16 protein-coding genes, 4 pseudogenes and 1 other annotated feature are annotated in these 13,618 nt (G+C 69.8%); of the genes and pseudogenes, 9 read left to right on the top strand and 11 right to left on the bottom strand.

What is annotated here, in order from left to right; genetic code table 11:
• Positions 1–32: 32 nt before the first annotated feature.
• Both AD017_RS35835 and AD017_RS37455 read left to right on the top strand, forming a co-directional pair.
• A pseudogene (locus AD017_RS35835) lies at positions 33–294 on the top strand (potassium-transporting ATPase subunit KdpA); the annotation flags it as partial.
• Positions 295–582: 288 nt separating this feature from the next.
• On the top strand, positions 583–666 hold the full coding sequence (locus tag AD017_RS37455; RefSeq protein ID WP_369821694.1) for a hypothetical protein: 84 nt from the start codon (positions 583–585) through the stop codon (positions 664–666).
• Between the two features lie 33 nt (positions 667–699).
• Here the strand turns inward: AD017_RS37455 and AD017_RS35385 are convergent, their stop codons facing one another.
• On the bottom strand, positions 700–861 hold the full coding sequence (locus AD017_RS35385) for a hypothetical protein (protein WP_168170448.1): 162 nt from the start codon (positions 859–861) through the stop codon (positions 700–702).
• 195 nt (positions 862–1,056) lie between these two features.
• On the opposite strand from AD017_RS35385, the gene AD017_RS19120 reads away from it, so the two are divergent.
• A complete protein-coding gene (locus AD017_RS19120) occupies positions 1,057–1,686 on the top strand; it encodes a glyoxalase superfamily protein (protein WP_202796395.1) in 630 nt (209 codons plus the stop codon).
• 296 nt (positions 1,687–1,982) lie between these two features.
• Here AD017_RS19120 and AD017_RS19125 read toward each other — a convergent pair whose 3' ends face one another.
• The 4 genes from AD017_RS19125 to AD017_RS19135 all read right to left on the bottom strand — a co-directional run bounded on the left by AD017_RS19125 (position 1,983) and on the right by AD017_RS19135 (position 3,922).
• Positions 1,983–2,198 carry a hypothetical protein gene (locus tag AD017_RS19125; protein ID WP_060575003.1) on the bottom strand — a complete coding sequence of 72 codons (216 nt, stop codon included), beginning with the start codon at positions 2,196–2,198 and terminating at the stop codon, positions 1,983–1,985.
• 20 nt (positions 2,199–2,218) lie between these two features.
• Positions 2,219–2,590 carry a hypothetical protein gene (locus AD017_RS19130; RefSeq protein ID WP_075301941.1) on the bottom strand — a complete coding sequence of 124 codons (372 nt, stop codon included), beginning with the start codon at positions 2,588–2,590 and terminating at the stop codon, positions 2,219–2,221.
• Positions 2,587–2,721 (bottom strand): hypothetical protein, encoded by a 135-nt coding sequence (locus AD017_RS37045; RefSeq protein ID WP_255357010.1) that lies wholly within the window; start codon positions 2,719–2,721, stop codon positions 2,587–2,589. Before AD017_RS37045 ends, AD017_RS19130 begins: the two co-directional genes overlap by 4 nt.
• A gap of 109 nt (positions 2,722–2,830) precedes the next feature.
• On the bottom strand, positions 2,831–3,922 hold the full coding sequence (locus AD017_RS19135; protein WP_060575005.1) for an IS630 family transposase: 1,092 nt from the start codon (positions 3,920–3,922) through the stop codon (positions 2,831–2,833).
• Between the two features lie 90 nt (positions 3,923–4,012).
• On the opposite strand from AD017_RS19135, the pseudogene AD017_RS36430 reads away from it, so the two are divergent.
• Positions 4,013–4,323 (top strand): annotated as a pseudogene (locus AD017_RS36430) (helix-turn-helix domain-containing protein); the annotation flags it as partial.
• A 121-nt stretch (positions 4,324–4,444) separates the two neighbouring features.
• Here AD017_RS36430 and AD017_RS19140 read toward each other — a convergent pair.
• Both AD017_RS19140 and AD017_RS19145 read right to left on the bottom strand, forming a co-directional pair.
• Positions 4,445–4,864: a PIN domain nuclease gene (locus tag AD017_RS19140; RefSeq protein ID WP_060575006.1), complete on the bottom strand. Its 420-nt coding sequence runs from the start codon at positions 4,862–4,864 to the stop codon at positions 4,445–4,447.
• Positions 4,855–5,100: an antitoxin gene (locus tag AD017_RS19145; RefSeq protein ID WP_227012781.1), complete on the bottom strand. Its 246-nt coding sequence runs from the start codon at positions 5,098–5,100 to the stop codon at positions 4,855–4,857. The genes AD017_RS19140 and AD017_RS19145 overlap by 10 nt, the downstream gene beginning before the upstream one ends.
• Positions 5,101–5,589: 489 nt before the next feature.
• Here AD017_RS19145 and AD017_RS19155 point away from each other — a divergent pair.
• The 4 genes and pseudogenes from AD017_RS19155 to AD017_RS33520 all read left to right on the top strand — a co-directional run.
• Positions 5,590–6,800, top strand: a protein-coding gene (locus AD017_RS19155; protein ID WP_238592121.1) for an IS3 family transposase whose coding sequence is annotated in 2 segments (ribosomal slippage) — positions 5,590–5,833 and positions 5,833–6,800 — 1,212 coding nt in all. Because the reading frame shifts where the segments join, the coding sequence is not laid out codon by codon here.
• Positions 5,823–5,954: a sequence feature (AL1L pseudoknot), on the top strand. Its footprint overlaps the gene before it by 132 nt.
• Before the next feature lie 161 nt (positions 6,801–6,961).
• A complete protein-coding gene (locus AD017_RS19160) occupies positions 6,962–7,324 on the top strand; it encodes a hypothetical protein (protein WP_060575009.1) in 363 nt (120 codons plus the stop codon).
• A gap of 144 nt (positions 7,325–7,468) precedes the next feature.
• Positions 7,469–7,720 (top strand): hypothetical protein, encoded by a 252-nt coding sequence (locus AD017_RS19165; protein ID WP_060722520.1) that lies wholly within the window; start codon positions 7,469–7,471, stop codon positions 7,718–7,720.
• A 561-nt stretch (positions 7,721–8,281) separates the two neighbouring features.
• A pseudogene (locus AD017_RS33520) lies at positions 8,282–8,656 on the top strand (helix-turn-helix domain-containing protein); the annotation flags it as partial.
• A gap of 34 nt (positions 8,657–8,690) precedes the next feature.
• Here AD017_RS33520 and AD017_RS19170 read toward each other — a convergent pair.
• Both AD017_RS19170 and AD017_RS19175 read right to left on the bottom strand, forming a co-directional pair.
• Positions 8,691–9,638 (bottom strand): annotated as a pseudogene (locus AD017_RS19170) (IS701 family transposase); the annotation flags it as partial.
• Positions 9,639–9,745: 107 nt separating this feature from the next.
• The gene (locus tag AD017_RS19175) at positions 9,746–10,837 is read right to left on the bottom strand and encodes an IS630 family transposase (protein ID WP_060575005.1); all 1,092 of its coding nucleotides are present in this window, start codon (positions 10,835–10,837) and stop codon (positions 9,746–9,748) included.
• 207 nt (positions 10,838–11,044) lie between these two features.
• On the opposite strand from AD017_RS19175, the gene AD017_RS19180 reads away from it, so the two are divergent.
• Positions 11,045–11,815, top strand: coding sequence for a 2-phosphosulfolactate phosphatase (locus AD017_RS19180; RefSeq protein ID WP_082398812.1), 771 nt, complete (start codon positions 11,045–11,047; stop codon positions 11,813–11,815).
• A 17-nt stretch (positions 11,816–11,832) separates the two neighbouring features.
• Here AD017_RS19180 and AD017_RS19185 read toward each other — a convergent pair whose 3' ends face one another.
• Together AD017_RS19185 and AD017_RS19190 are read right to left on the bottom strand one after the other, a co-directional pair.
• Positions 11,833–12,606, bottom strand: coding sequence for an SDR family NAD(P)-dependent oxidoreductase (locus AD017_RS19185; RefSeq protein WP_060575012.1), 774 nt, complete (start codon positions 12,604–12,606; stop codon positions 11,833–11,835).
• A 58-nt stretch (positions 12,607–12,664) separates the two neighbouring features.
• A complete protein-coding gene (locus tag AD017_RS19190) occupies positions 12,665–13,591 on the bottom strand; it encodes a nucleoside hydrolase (protein ID WP_060575013.1) in 927 nt (308 codons plus the stop codon).
• Between the last annotated feature and the right edge of the window lie 27 nt (positions 13,592–13,618).

The following is a 13,618-nucleotide window of genomic DNA, read 5'->3' on the forward strand; positions in this document are numbered from 1 at the left end:
CCGTTCACCCGTGACGAGTCCCGACGGAGTGGACCCGCGGCACCGTCCGGATCATGGTCCCGCTCGCCGCGGTGGCCGCGATCGTGCTCGTCGCCGGCGGGGTCGTGCAGCCGCTGCGCGGGCGTCGAGGTCACCGGTGTGGACGGTGCGACCCACCCACTTCCCCTGGCCCCGGCCGCGTCGCAGGAGGCGGTCAAGGAGCTGACCACCAATGGGGGCGGGATCTTCAACGCCAACTCCGCGCACCCGTTCGAGAACCCGAACCCGTTCACCAACATCGTCGAGATCTTCCTTGCGCGGCGACGGCCTCACCGCCGGTCCGGTCGGCTCCGTCGACCGCATCCGCACCCTCGCCGACGACGTCGGTGCCACCTTCCACGCCGTCGCCGGCGACGGCGAGGCCGGCGCCGTGACCCGGGCGCTGCTGGACTTCGCCCGCGGGGTCAACGCCACCCAGCTCGTGCTCGGCACCTCTCGTCCGCAACCAGGGAAGGCTCGTCGACCGTCGGCAGATCCTGCACGACGTGTGGGGGGCCCTCCTACGACACCGAGACGCACTCTCTCCGGGTCCACCTCGCCCAGATCCGGCGGAAGCTCGAGCCCGTGCCCGCCGCTCCCCGATACCTCATCACCGAAGCCGGGATGGGATACCGGTTCGAGCGGTGACCGGAGGGGACGGGCACGAGCCGTCCGGCGGTGTCAGTGGCGGCCGCGGCCCTTCCCGCCGAAGACCTTCTTCAGGGTCTCCTGCGCCTTCGCCCGGTTGCGCGGGTCCTGCGCGTAGCGCTTCGCCTGGTCGGCGTACTTCCTGCCCTGCGGGCTCTTGAGGAACTCGGACACCTTCTGGAACAGGCCGGGCATTCATCTCTCCTGGTTCTCGTCCGGAGGTCCGGGCGGGCCCCGGTCACCCGAACGGTACCGACATCCCGGGCGTGGGCCGCCGGTCCCGGTGCCGACCGACGGGGCGGGCGGGTCGTGCGGGCCGGTGTGGACACCCCGGCTAGGCTCGATCGCCGAGGCCCGGTGCGGCCTGCCGTCCGCTCGCCGTCAGGCGTGGTGAACGCACCGACCACGGTCGTCGCCGGCGTTCCAGCGGTGTCCGTCCAGCAACGCGGGCACTGGACCGATGACACCGTGGACAGGCCGACGATGGACCTCACCACCGACGCTGCCAAGGCAGCGGCCCGCTCACTGCGAGCCGATCTTGCGGAGCAGCACGTCATGATCAGCCATGCCCGCGCGCTGGAACTGGTCGCTCACCAGCTCGGGTTCCGTGACTGGAACACCGCGAGCGCGGTCCTGGACCGGAGCCGGGACGACGCAGCGGGGCTCGGCGCGCCCGTTCCGATCCTGCGCGTCCAGCGCTTCGACGACGTCCGCTCGTTCTACCTGCACCACCTCGGGTTCGTCGTCGAGTGGGAGCACCGGTTCGAACCCGGCATGCCGATCTACGCCCGCCTGGCCCGTGGGGCGACGAGGCTCGACCTGTCCGAGCACCACGGCGACGGAACTCCCGGTTCGGCCGTGTGGGTTCCGGTGGCCGACGTGACGGCGCTCCACCGGGAGCTGCGCCGGACGGCGCACCCGTCGATGCGGCCCGGGATCGAGCAGGACGCCCCGGGCGGCCCGACCCTGACCGTCATCGACCCGTCGGGGAACACGCTGCGCTTCTGCGAGGCGGACTGACCCGGTGACGCCGAAACTCGGGTGCGCCGGACCATCGCAGTTGCGATAGCCCGGCGTGTGGAGCTGCAGGACGTCGACCACGTCCTGGCGCGGCCCTGGGTCTGCCCACGCCGGGACCACCGGGCGGCTACCGATTCAGGCGGGCCCGAGTTCGAGGAGGGTACGGCCGTCGGAGACCGGGGCGTGGTCGCGGAGCACGAGCCCGGCACCGGCGGCGAGCGCAGGGTGCAGACCACGAGGTCGACGGCGTCGTCGTCGACCGGGAGCGCGACACGACCGCCGGTCCCGCGCCACGGTCAGTCCGACCGTGGGCGGCGGCGCAGCCTCCACCGGTACGCGTCCGTCGCGGCAGCGAACAGTAGGAGCACGGCGAGGACCGCGATCGCCCATGTCGGCATCCCGAGCCCCGCCACGCCGGCCAGGAGGGCCAGGCAGATCAGGGTCACCCAGCCGACCGGTAGCTCACGTTGTCCGCCGCGGTCACCCGTCGACCCGTGGTCGTCGTGTCCCATGGTCGTTCTCCTGATCGCGGCTACGCCCGGCCGCTCGTGAGCTGACTGGCGCGCTGATGCGAGACCCCGATGGCGTCACCGAGATCCCGCATCGACAGGCCCTGCCGCTTCAGCTCGACCGCCGCTTCACGGAGCTCGGTGGCCGCGGCGGACCGAGCCTCGGACTCCACGCGGCGCAGTCGCCGAGCCTCGGCGAGGTGCTTCGCCGCGGTCTCGGGCAGATCCACCTCGACGTCGAGCGCCGCGTCGGACTCGCCGGTCATGATGTAGATCAGATCGATGGCCATCTCCGGCACCTCGGCCAGGGTGCGGGCCTGGGTGACACGGTCGATCTCGACGACGTGGACGTGCCACACCTTGTCGGCGCGGCTCACGTCGACGGTGTAGCTCATGTCCGCCACCAGCCCTTCCCCAGTTCGGTCTCGCACTCGTCGACCTCGCGATGACGTGGGATCGGGTTGATCGTCGTCCCGATCCGGTAGACGGTGTGCTCGGCGCCCTCGCGGTCGAGGCCGAAACTCACGCTTCGGCGCTCCGCCTCGCGGCTGATGCGCTTCACGATGTCTCTCGCCTCGTCACGACTGCGGTCTACCCCGCACTGGACAACCAGAGTAGGAATTGTCTACCCCGAGCTAGTGTCCTGAGTCAGGGATTCGCTTCAGATATCGGGTGAGTCGTTCGAGAATCTCGTCCGCGGTCTTGGTCCACGCGAAGGGCTTGGGGTTGTTGTTCCAGCCGGCGATCCAGTCGCGGATGTCGGCTTCGAGGGCGGGGACCGAGGTGTGCACGCCGCGGCGGATCTTCTTGGTGGTCAGCTCGGCGAACCAACGCTCGACCAGGTTGAGCCACGACGATCCGGTCGGGGTGAAATGCAGGTGGAACCTCGGGTGAGCCACCAGCCAGGTCTTGATAGCCGGGGTCTTGTGGGTGGCGTAGTTGTCCAGCACCAGGTGCACGTCCAGCTCGGCGGGGACCTCGCGGTCGAGCCTGGTCAAGAACGTGCGGAACTCGCTCGCGCGATGGCGGCGATGCAGCGACCCGATCACCTTCCCGGTCGTGACCTCGAGCGCGGCGAACAACGTCGTGGTTCCTGCCCGCACGTAGTCGTGGGTCAGTCGCTGCGGGATGCCGGGCATCATCGGCAGCACTGGTTGGGACCGGTTCAAGGCCTGGATCTGGGATTTCTCGTCCACGCAGAACACCAGCGCCCGCTCGGGCGGGTCAAGGTAGAGACCGACGACGTCGTGGAGTTTCTCGATGAAGTACGGATCGGTGGACAGCTTGAACGTCTCGGCTCGGTGCGGGGCCAACCCGAAGGTGCGCCAGATCCGCGAGATCGTCGATTGGGACAACCCCGAATGCTCGGCCATCCCGCGGGTCGACCAGTGCGTCGCATCAGCCGGTTTGGACTCCAACGTCGTGGTGATCACCTCGGCGACCTGAGCGTCGGTGACCGTGCGCGGACCGCCCGGACGGGGCAGGTCCCCCAGCCCGGCGATCCGGTGAGCAACGAACCGGGCACGCCACCGGCCCACCGTGTGCGCAGCCGACCCCGTCTGCGCCGCGACTTCCTTGTTCGTCGCGCCCGAAGCGCACGCCAGGATGATCCGACACCGCAGCGCCCACGCCTGCGGAGTCGACCCGCGGCGAATCCATTCCTCCAACGCTGACCGCTCATCGTCGGACAGGATCAGCTCGGCCTTGGGTCGTCCGGTCCGTGCCACCAGACCACCTTACAAATATGTCGCGAACTCGCGACTCATGACACTAGTGTCCTGAGTCGGAAGTTGCTGGCCAGTGGTTAGGGTGCGGACATGCCGACGCCGAGTCCGCAGGCCATCGAGTTGTCCGACGAGGAGCGGGCCCAGTTGGAGGCCTGGGCGCGGCGGCGGACGACCGCGGCGGGGTTGGCATTGCGCAGTCGGATCGTGCTCGCCGCTGCCGAGGGCGGCTCGAACGTCGCTCTCGCCCCGGCGCCTGGAGGTGCCGCGGTTGACAGTGCGATTGTGGCGCCACCGGTTCGCCGAGAACCGCCCGGGACAGGTTGGTCGACGAGCCCCGACCGGGCCGGCCCCGCACGGTGTCCGACGCCGATGTGGAACGGCTGATCACCGAGACCCTCGAGGAGCGCGAGAGGGGCGAGACCGAGAACGCCGACAATGACGAGGAATGCCGTGAGGAGCGTGAAACGGCGTGGATCCGTGGCGAGTGGGGAGGGGGCCGCCGGGAACTCTCGTCATGTGTCCTTACACTGCAGCGAGTGTCTCCACCGGTTGCCCCGTGACCTTTGCAATGAGGTCGAAGTCCTTATCAATGGCGAGCACCGTGAGCCCTGCTTTCTCGGCTGTCGCCGCGATAAGCAGGTCCGGGATCGACGGGGCGCGATGCTGACCTCGGTCGGCGAGCAGCATCTGGACCTCAAATGCCCGGTCCTCCATCGCCGGAGTGAGGCGTTCGATGGGCATAAGCGACAGGGGCGTCCTGAGGAACGCCTCGCGTCCCGACCTACCCGACCGCGCGGAGAAGCCCAGCTCAAGCCGCGTGATCGTCGACAGCCGCAGTAGGCCACGCTCGACGCGCGCGCTCCACTCGTCCATGCCAGCGGCCCGGTCCGACTGCATCCGCTCGTAGGCGGACTTGTCAACGAGCCAGCTCGTCACCGCCACGCGGCGTCCATCACCTCGGGATCGGACAGGTCTCCGAACACCTCTGCCGAGCGGGCCCAGTCCTCGGCCGTGAGCTCGCTCTCGGCACTCGGAGGCGTACCGGCTTCGAGCTTGCGGCGCAGGAACTCGTTGCGGGACAAGCCAAGCTCGGACGCCGCCGCGTCGATGCGCTCCACCGCCGCGTCGCTGAGCCCTCTGATGAGCACGTTCGTCATAGCCACCACCTCCGCATCCATGATATCATGATATCGGCGCACCGTCGAGTCGTCGACAACCGGTGGCTGCTGTCAGCAAACCACCGGTGTGTACCGGGCCGACGTGCTCACTAGGCAGCTACCGGGCCTGTAACAGGAACGGCTCTGGCGTACTTTTGGTGGTGGCAGAGGTCTGTCGATGCCCTGTGTGGGATTTCGGGTCAGGGGGTCGGCAAAGTCGCGGTGGGTGGGTGTTGAGCTGCGGTGACACGCGGTCGAGGTAGGTGTGGGGACACGGCTGAGGTTCCCCCGCTTTGGCGGAGTGTCTGAAGACTGGTTCGATCTTGAGGGCCAGGAAGGAAGGCACTGGTGGCTGCACCGAAGAAGTACCCCGATGAGCTGCGGGAACGCGCGGTTCGGCTGTATCGGGAGTCCGCCCCGGGTTGGGTGGAGGCTCTGAACCCGCGGGAGAGTGGATCAGTGCCAGCACCGAGGAAGTACCCTGAGGAGATCCGGGAGCGGGCCAAGCGCATGGTCGCCGAGGCCCGCGAGCAGGACCCGCGGTTGTCGATCAACGCGGCGACCAAGCGGATCGGTCCGCAGTTGGGGATCAAGTCCGACACCCTGCGTAACTGGTGCAAGCAGGCTGACGTCGATGCCGGCCGGGCGCCCGGGGCCACGTCGGTGGAGGCCGCGCGGATCAAGGAGCTCGAGCGCGAGGTGCGGGAGCTGCGCCGGGCTCATGGGATCCTGCAGACGGCATCGGCGTTTTTCGCCTCGGCGGAACTCGACCGCCGACTGCGGTGATCGTGGACTACATCGACGGCCACCGGCAGCAGTTCGGGGTCGAGCCGATCTGTCGCGTCCTGCGCGTGCAGGGCGTGTCGATCGCCCCGAGCAGCTACTACGCGGCCCGCACTCGGCCGCGCTCGGCTCGGGCGGAGCGAGACGAGCGGGTGCTGGGCGAGATCCGGCGGGTGCATGCCCACCCCGAGCTGGGCCGCGGCCTGTACGGGGCACGGAAGGTGTATCACCAGCTGCGCCGCGAGGGCGGCGTCGACGGGGCGCCGGTGGCCCGTTGCACTGTGGAACGGCTCATGGCCGCTGACGGGCTCGAAGGCGCCCGACGCGGGCATCAGTACATGACCACCACAACGGCCGACCCGGCCGCGGCGCGGCCACCGGACCTGGTCAACCGGGACTTCACCGCCGAGCGCCCGAACGCGCTGTGGATCGTGGACTTCACCTACGTGCCCACCTGGGCCGGGATGGCGTTCACCGCGTTCGTCTCCGACGTGTTCGGCTGGCGCACCGCGGCGTCGATGCCCACCGAGCTGCCCCTCGACGCGCTGGAGATGGCGCTGTGGACCCGCGAAACCGCTGGTCAGACCGACCAGGGCCGCCTCGACGGCCTCGTCCATCATAGCGATGCGGGGGCGCAATATACGGCTGTGCGCTACGCCGCCCGGCTCGCCCAGGCCGGCGCGTTGGCCTCGATCGGCACCGTGGACGACAGCTATGACAACAGCCAGGCCGAGAGCGTGATCGGGCTCTACAAGACCGAGTGCGTCCGCCCGGAGGGCCCGTGGCGCGGGGTCGACGACCTCGAGCTCGCCACCGCATCCTGGGTCGCCTGGTTCAACCACCACCGACTGCACTCGTCCATCGGCCACGTCCCACCGATCGAGTACGAAACCGCCTACCACCATCACAACCTGATCGGCCGAAACCCCCGGCCGTGAGAACCCAGCCTCCACCGAACCCGGGGACGGTTCACCCGGGGCGCCCTAAAGTCTCCGGACACGCCGGGGCGGTTCAGCGTCCCTGTTCAGGAGGCATTTGATCTTTCCGGCGAGCCGACGCTCAAAAGGATCAGCGGTGGATCCAGGGTAAGCTCTTGTGCATGATCCAGCCGCCCAATCTCGAAGCCCGTGTGGCCGCCTTGGAGACGCGCATCAGTGAGCTGGCCGCCGACGCACAGGCCGCACGCGAGGACGCTACTGCGGCCCGACACCTCGCAGCGGCGCGGGACCGCGACATCGCGGACTTGATGGTGAAGATTGACGCGAACCGCTCGGCGATCAACGCGCTCGGCGAGCAGACCCGCGAGCGGTTCGATCAGCTGGAGAACAAGGTTGACGGGGGGTTCGCTCAGATACGAGGCCAGCTGGACGGCACGGCCGCCAGCCTGGAGGGCATCACCGGACTGTTGACTACACTCATCGGCCAGCGGGGCGATGACAACCCAGAAAACCCACCACGCTGATCTGCAGACTATCCGCGGGTCGTGGCGGATGCTGTTGCTGTGGATGTTCCTGAAATCTATGCCTGGTGCACCGCTGCTTTCGCTGTCCAGGTCCACCTTGTCGGTACCCGGTGGACGGCGCCCTCGGGGTTGCCAGGGTGGGATGTGCGCGCTGTGGTGAATCACCTGGTCAACGAGCAGCGCTGGACACCCGAGCTGTTCGCTGGCGCCACCATCGACAGCGTCGGTGACCGCTTCGACAGCGACCTGCTCGGCGACGATCCCGTCTCGATGTTCGACCACACTGCTGCGATGGCCCTGGACAGTGCACCGCACTCGCTCGCTGAGATCCCATCCTGCGCCTCGACGGACGTCACGGTGGGGCCAATCCGGGCGACGATGCTGGTGTCGATGTGACACGCGGCAGCGGCATCCCGACCACGGTCGTCACGACGTACGCCGGAGCCCTGTTGACGCGAGTACCGAGGAACTGCGCCGTAGCGCCGCGCTCGACACAGACCAGGACCCCGACTCGGGTCGCCCACGCGATCACCCGACTGACTGTCCGCAGGCTCGCCCCGGCCCGCTCAGCCGCTGTCGCACGGGTCGTCCCGGTGATCAGTCCACTGCGCCAGTCCATCGCCTCGACCAGCGTTCGCAGAACCGCTGTAGCGATACGGCGACGATCGGCGCGCCACAGCTCGGCGTCCACCGCCCGGTCGATGAGTTCACGAGCACAGACCTGATCGACGACGACCACCTGACCCGCCGGCACACGGCCGCGCCATCCGGGGTGCACCGCGAACCGGCCCGCAGCAACCCGGCGCGCAGCACGCCGCCGGCCATACTCGGACCGGCGACTCCATGGGCCTCTGCTCGACGCGCAAGGCTGCCTCGGCCGCGCGGGTACGTGCGTAGTAGAAAGGGCTCGGCTAGTGTCCTGAGTCGTTAAATCGCTGTCGGTTGTTAGGCTGCGGTATGGCGACTCGGGGACCGAAGCCGGCGCAGATCATTCTGACCGACGACGAGCGGTCCCAGCTTGAGTCGTGGGCGCGGCGACGAACCAGCGCGGCCGGGTTGGCCACGCGGAGCAAGATCGTGCTGGCTGCTGCCGAGGGTGGGTCGAACACCGAGGTCGCGGCCTGGTTGGGGGTGTCGCGCCCGACGGTGACGACGTGGCGGTCCCGTTTTGCTGAGCGCCGTCTCGACGGGTTGGTCGACGAGCCGCGGTCGGGGCGTCCGCGCACGGTCACCGACGAGCAGGTCGAGCGCCTGGTCGTGCAGACCTTGGAGACGACACCGGCGGATGCGACTCACTGGTCGACCCGCTCGATGGCAGCCCACCTAGTACTCCAGCCGTAGATCGTTGTGGATGTTCGGAGTCGTTCTGACGCTGGTAGTGGCTGGATCGGGAGTGCTGTTGGTGTCGTCGCCGCCATCGCGACCAGGCCCACGGGCAGGTCAGCTGGCGGGCTGGTTCGATGACGAGCCGGACGAGCAGGTGCCGGATCTCGTTGCAGGTCAACGTGATCAGACCTGGAGGACGTGGGTTGTAGCCGGTGTCAGCGGCGATGACGGCGAGCAGGGCATGAGCGAGCATGACCAGCAGCGTCCAGCGCTGCCAGGAGGTCCAGCGGCGCACCTGGTGCTCGTCGAGACCGATGGCCAGCACGTAGCCGATCCCAGCGAGTTCGCACTCGGCGCGTAGGTCGGGGTCAGCGCCGTAGACCTCGTCCCCGGCGACCCAGCGGGCCGCGACACCGGCGCGCAGAGCCCGGGTCAGCATCCCGGCCGCGAGTGCGGGCTTGGTCGCGAACTCGATCTCGTCCGGCACCCCGGCCTGCTCGAGCCGCTCGGGATCCTCGGTCCAGCAGCGTGGCAGGTAGAGTTCGCGGTCGATCATGGCGTGGCCACGGGTGGCGGCGTAGACGAGGTAGACCGCGACCTGGGCGTTCTCGATCCGTCCGGCCGTGCCGGTGTACTGGCGCTGGACCCCGACCGTGGCTTTGCCCTTCTTCAGGTCGCCGGTCTCGTCGACCACCAGCACCGCGTCGGTGTCGGCGAGCCGTCCGGTGACGTAGTCGCGCAGGTCATCGCGGACGCCGTCGGTGTCCCACTTCGCTCGGCCCAGGAAGTACTGCATGCCGTGTGGATCGGTGTCGCCGGCGTGTTCGGCGATGCTCCAGCAGTTCTTGCGCGGCAGCTCCGCGAGCAGCCCGAACAAGAACCCGCGGGCCCGGCGGCGGGTCTCTACCCGAGGAAACCGCCCCGCGACCCGATCGAGGAGCCGGTCGGCCTCCGCAGACCACCAGTCGGGCTCTACCCTGTGGCTCACGGCCACCGCTTGATCTTCAGATGTCGACACAACGGACGAGGATCACGCGGTGGCCGTCCCACGTCTGGGACCGCCACGCCGCAAGATCACGACTTACGGCTGGAGTACTAGTGTCCTGAGTCAGGGATTCGCTTCAGATATCGGGTGAGTCGTTCGAGAATCTCGTCCGCGGTCTTGGTCCACGCGAAGGGCTTGGGGTTGTTGTTCCAGCCGGCGATCCAGTCGCGGATGTCGGCTTCGAGGGCGGGGACCGAGGTGTGCACGCCGCGGCGGATCTTCTTGGTGGTCAGCTCGGCGAACCAACGCTCGACCAGGTTGAGCCACGACGATCCGGTCGGGGTGAAATGCAGGTGGAACCTCGGGTGAGCCACCAGCCAGGTCTTGATAGCCGGGGTCTTGTGGGTGGCGTAGTTGTCCAGCACCAGGTGCACGTCCAGCTCGGCGGGGACCTCGCGGTCGAGCCTGGTCAAGAACGTGCGGAACTCGCTCGCGCGATGGCGGCGATGCAGCGACCCGATCACCTTCCCGGTCGTGACCTCGAGCGCGGCGAACAACGTCGTGGTTCCTGCCCGCACGTAGTCGTGGGTCAGTCGCTGCGGGATGCCGGGCATCATCGGCAGCACTGGTTGGGACCGGTTCAAGGCCTGGATCTGGGATTTCTCGTCCACGCAGAACACCAGCGCCCGCTCGGGCGGGTCAAGGTAGAGACCGACGACGTCGTGGAGTTTCTCGATGAAGTACGGATCGGTGGACAGCTTGAACGTCTCGGCTCGGTGCGGGGCCAACCCGAAGGTGCGCCAGATCCGCGAGATCGTCGATTGGGACAACCCCGAATGCTCGGCCATCCCGCGGGTCGACCAGTGCGTCGCATCAGCCGGTTTGGACTCCAACGTCGTGGTGATCACCTCGGCGACCTGAGCGTCGGTGACCGTGCGCGGACCGCCCGGACGGGGCAGGTCCCCCAGCCCGGCGATCCGGTGAGCAACGAACCGGGCACGCCACCGGCCCACCGTGTGCGCAGCCGACCCCGTCTGCGCCGCGACTTCCTTGTTCGTCGCGCCCGAAGCGCACGCCAGGATGATCCGACACCGCAGCGCCCACGCCTGCGGAGTCGACCCGCGGCGAATCCATTCCTCCAACGCTGACCGCTCATCGTCGGACAGGATCAGCTCGGCCTTGGGTCGTCCGGTCCGTGCCACCAGACCACCTTACAAATATGTCGCGAACTCGCGACTCATGACACTAGACGGCAGTGATTCGAGCTCTGCCGGCCCGACCGCACAGCGGCGCACGACCTGAACGATCAGCTCGGAGGCCCGGCCCGACCGGATCGCGATGCCGGACGAACGGTCCGGCTGCGGCTGAGCTGTTCGAGACTGCGGCCGGCCGGCACTACCGTCCTGGTCGTGGACCGGATCGACGACGCGCACCGGCAGCCGTCGTACGGGGTGGGCCTGGAGTGGGGTGCGGCGGGAGCCGACGCGCTCGGTCCGGGGTGCCACGTGGCGGTCGTCGTCGATGTCCTCAGCTTCACCACGACGCTCACGGTCGCCGCGGACCGCGGGATCACGGTGTACCCGTACCGGTGGCGCGACGCGGCGGCAGCGACGTACGCGGCGGAGCGCGGCGCGGTTCTCGCCGTGGGCCGTTCCCGGGCCCGTCCGGGAGAGATCAGCCTGTCCCCGGCGAGCGTCCGCACCGCGCGGCCGTCGCCGTCGCGCCTGGTCCTGCCCTCGCCGAACGGTTCGACGATCTCCGCGCGGCTCGCCTCCGGTTCGACGGAGGTGATCGGGGTCTGTCTCCGTAACCGGCAGGCCGCCGCGGAGTGGTTGTGCCGCCGTCGTCGTACGGATCCGGCCCTGCGGGTGGCGGTGATCGCCGCAGGGGAGCGGTGGCCCGGCGGTGCGCTCCGCCCCGCCGTCGAGGACCAGTGGGGAGCCGGAGCGCTGATCGAAGCGCTCGTCGCACGGGGTTGGGACGACCTGTCGCCGGAGGCCAGGTCGGCGGTCGGAACCTTCGACGCGGTCGCCGGCGACCTCGGCAGGGCGCTACGTCACTGCGCCAGTGGCCGTGAGCTGGTGGACCTCGGCTACCAGGACGACGTGCGGACGGCCGCCGAGCTCGATCACAGCGAGTCCATCCCGTTGCTGAGCGGAGAGGCGTTCCTCGCGAGCTGACCCCGGACGCCGGCGGGTCACCGTGACTCGGGATCCTGGCCCCGGGCGGCCCGCCCGCCGTCGACCGGTAGCACGACCCCGCTGACGAAGGCGGCGGCGGGGGACAGCAGGTAGGCCACGGCGTCGGCGACCTCCTCCGCGCGCCCGACACGGCCCAGTGGATGGATCTCGCCCATCTCCTGCCGCGTCCGGGCCGCGAGTTCGGGGCCCTGCCGGTCGAGCAGGTCCTCGTAGCGGTCGGTCGTGATCGAGCCCAGGGCGACCGCGTTGACCCGGATCCCGTCGGGGCCGTGGTCGACGGCGGCGGCACGGGTCAGCCCCTCGACGGCCGCCTTCGCCGTCGCGTAGGGAAGTGCGCCTCGTACCGCGCGCTGTGCCTGGTGACTCGACACGTTCACGATCGACCCGGCCGTGCCGCGGTCCCGGAACCGGCGCACCGCGACGGCACAGCCCACCAGGACCGGTGCGAGGTTCGCGTCGACCAGCGCGACGAGATCCTCCGGCGGTCCTGTGTGGAGGTCGGCGTCGCGGAAGACCGCGGCGTTGTTCACCCAGCCCGCGAGCTCGCCCGTCCGCTCCGCGAGGTCGGCCGCGCGTTCTGCGATCACCGGGTCTCCTGCGCTCCCGGTGACGGCGGCGACCCGGTCGCCTGCGGAGTGGGTGCGGGTCCAGCCGACCTCGTCGGGGTCCCGCTCCAGGACGACGACGGCGTGGCCCTCGGCGAGCAGTTTCTCGGCGATGGCGCGACCGACCCCGCGGCCGGCGCCGGTGACGACGTACGACGAGACCATGGGCGCCATCATCCCGTCCGCGTGATCGCGTGCTCGTCGGAGGCGGTGCCGTCGCGGGTCAGCCGCGCAGCCGGTCCAGCACCGCGTCCAGGACGCCCGGGACGTCCGGCGCCGACAGCACGTCGACCGGCGGCGTCGTCGCCTCCGGAGCCCGGTGCGGCACGGTCGCCCCGCGCGCCGGGCCGAACCCGGTGTCCACGGTCAGCGGTGTCGGCGTCGCCGTCAGCGACCCGGGCGCGACGCACTCCAGCAGGGCGACGGCGTCGTGCAGCGCGACGGCGTCGTGGCCGTACCGGTCGCGGTAGAAGTCGCGGTAGGGCGCGATCATCGCCCGCAGCTCGGCGCACACCGCGTCGCCCGCGGCGAGTGCGTCGAGCCACTCCGGGCCGGCGGCGCAGCCCAGTGTCGTCTCCAGCGGCACCAGTGCGACCGGCACCCGGTCCTGGGTGAGCACGCGGTGCGCGGCCTCCGGGTCGGCGTGGACGTTGAACTCGGCGGCGCCGGTGACGTTGCCGCCGCCGATCGCCCCGCCCATGACGACGATCCGGCCGATCCGGCCGGTGAGCTCGGGATGCGTGGCGAGGAGCAGGGCGGTGTCGGTCAGCGGGCCGATCGAGGCGATGGTGACGGGCTCGGTGGCGTCCTCCAGCACCTGCGCCATCAGCTCGATCCCGGAGCCGGGGCGCGGCGCGACCGGATCGGGCAGGTGCGCCGCGCGCCCGCCGAGGCCGTCCTCGCCGTGCACGTGACCGGCCCGGCGCTCCAGCCGATGCACCAGCGGCCGCTCGGCACCGGTCCCGAGCGGCACGTCGGTGCGGCCGGTCAGTGCGAGCAGCCGTCCGGCGTTGTCGAGGGTGCGGTCCAGCCCGACGTTGCCGAACGCCGCGACGACCGCGCGGACGTCCACCTCGGGGCTCCGCAGGGCGAGGACGAGCGCGACGGCGTCGTCGACGCCCGGGTCGGTGTCGATGATCAACGGGGGCACCCCGGCAGGGTACGGCCGGACCGCGGC

It is taken from the genome of Pseudonocardia sp. EC080619-01 (genome assembly GCF_001420995.1).
Lineage (GTDB): Bacteria > Actinomycetota > Actinomycetes > Mycobacteriales > Pseudonocardiaceae > Pseudonocardia.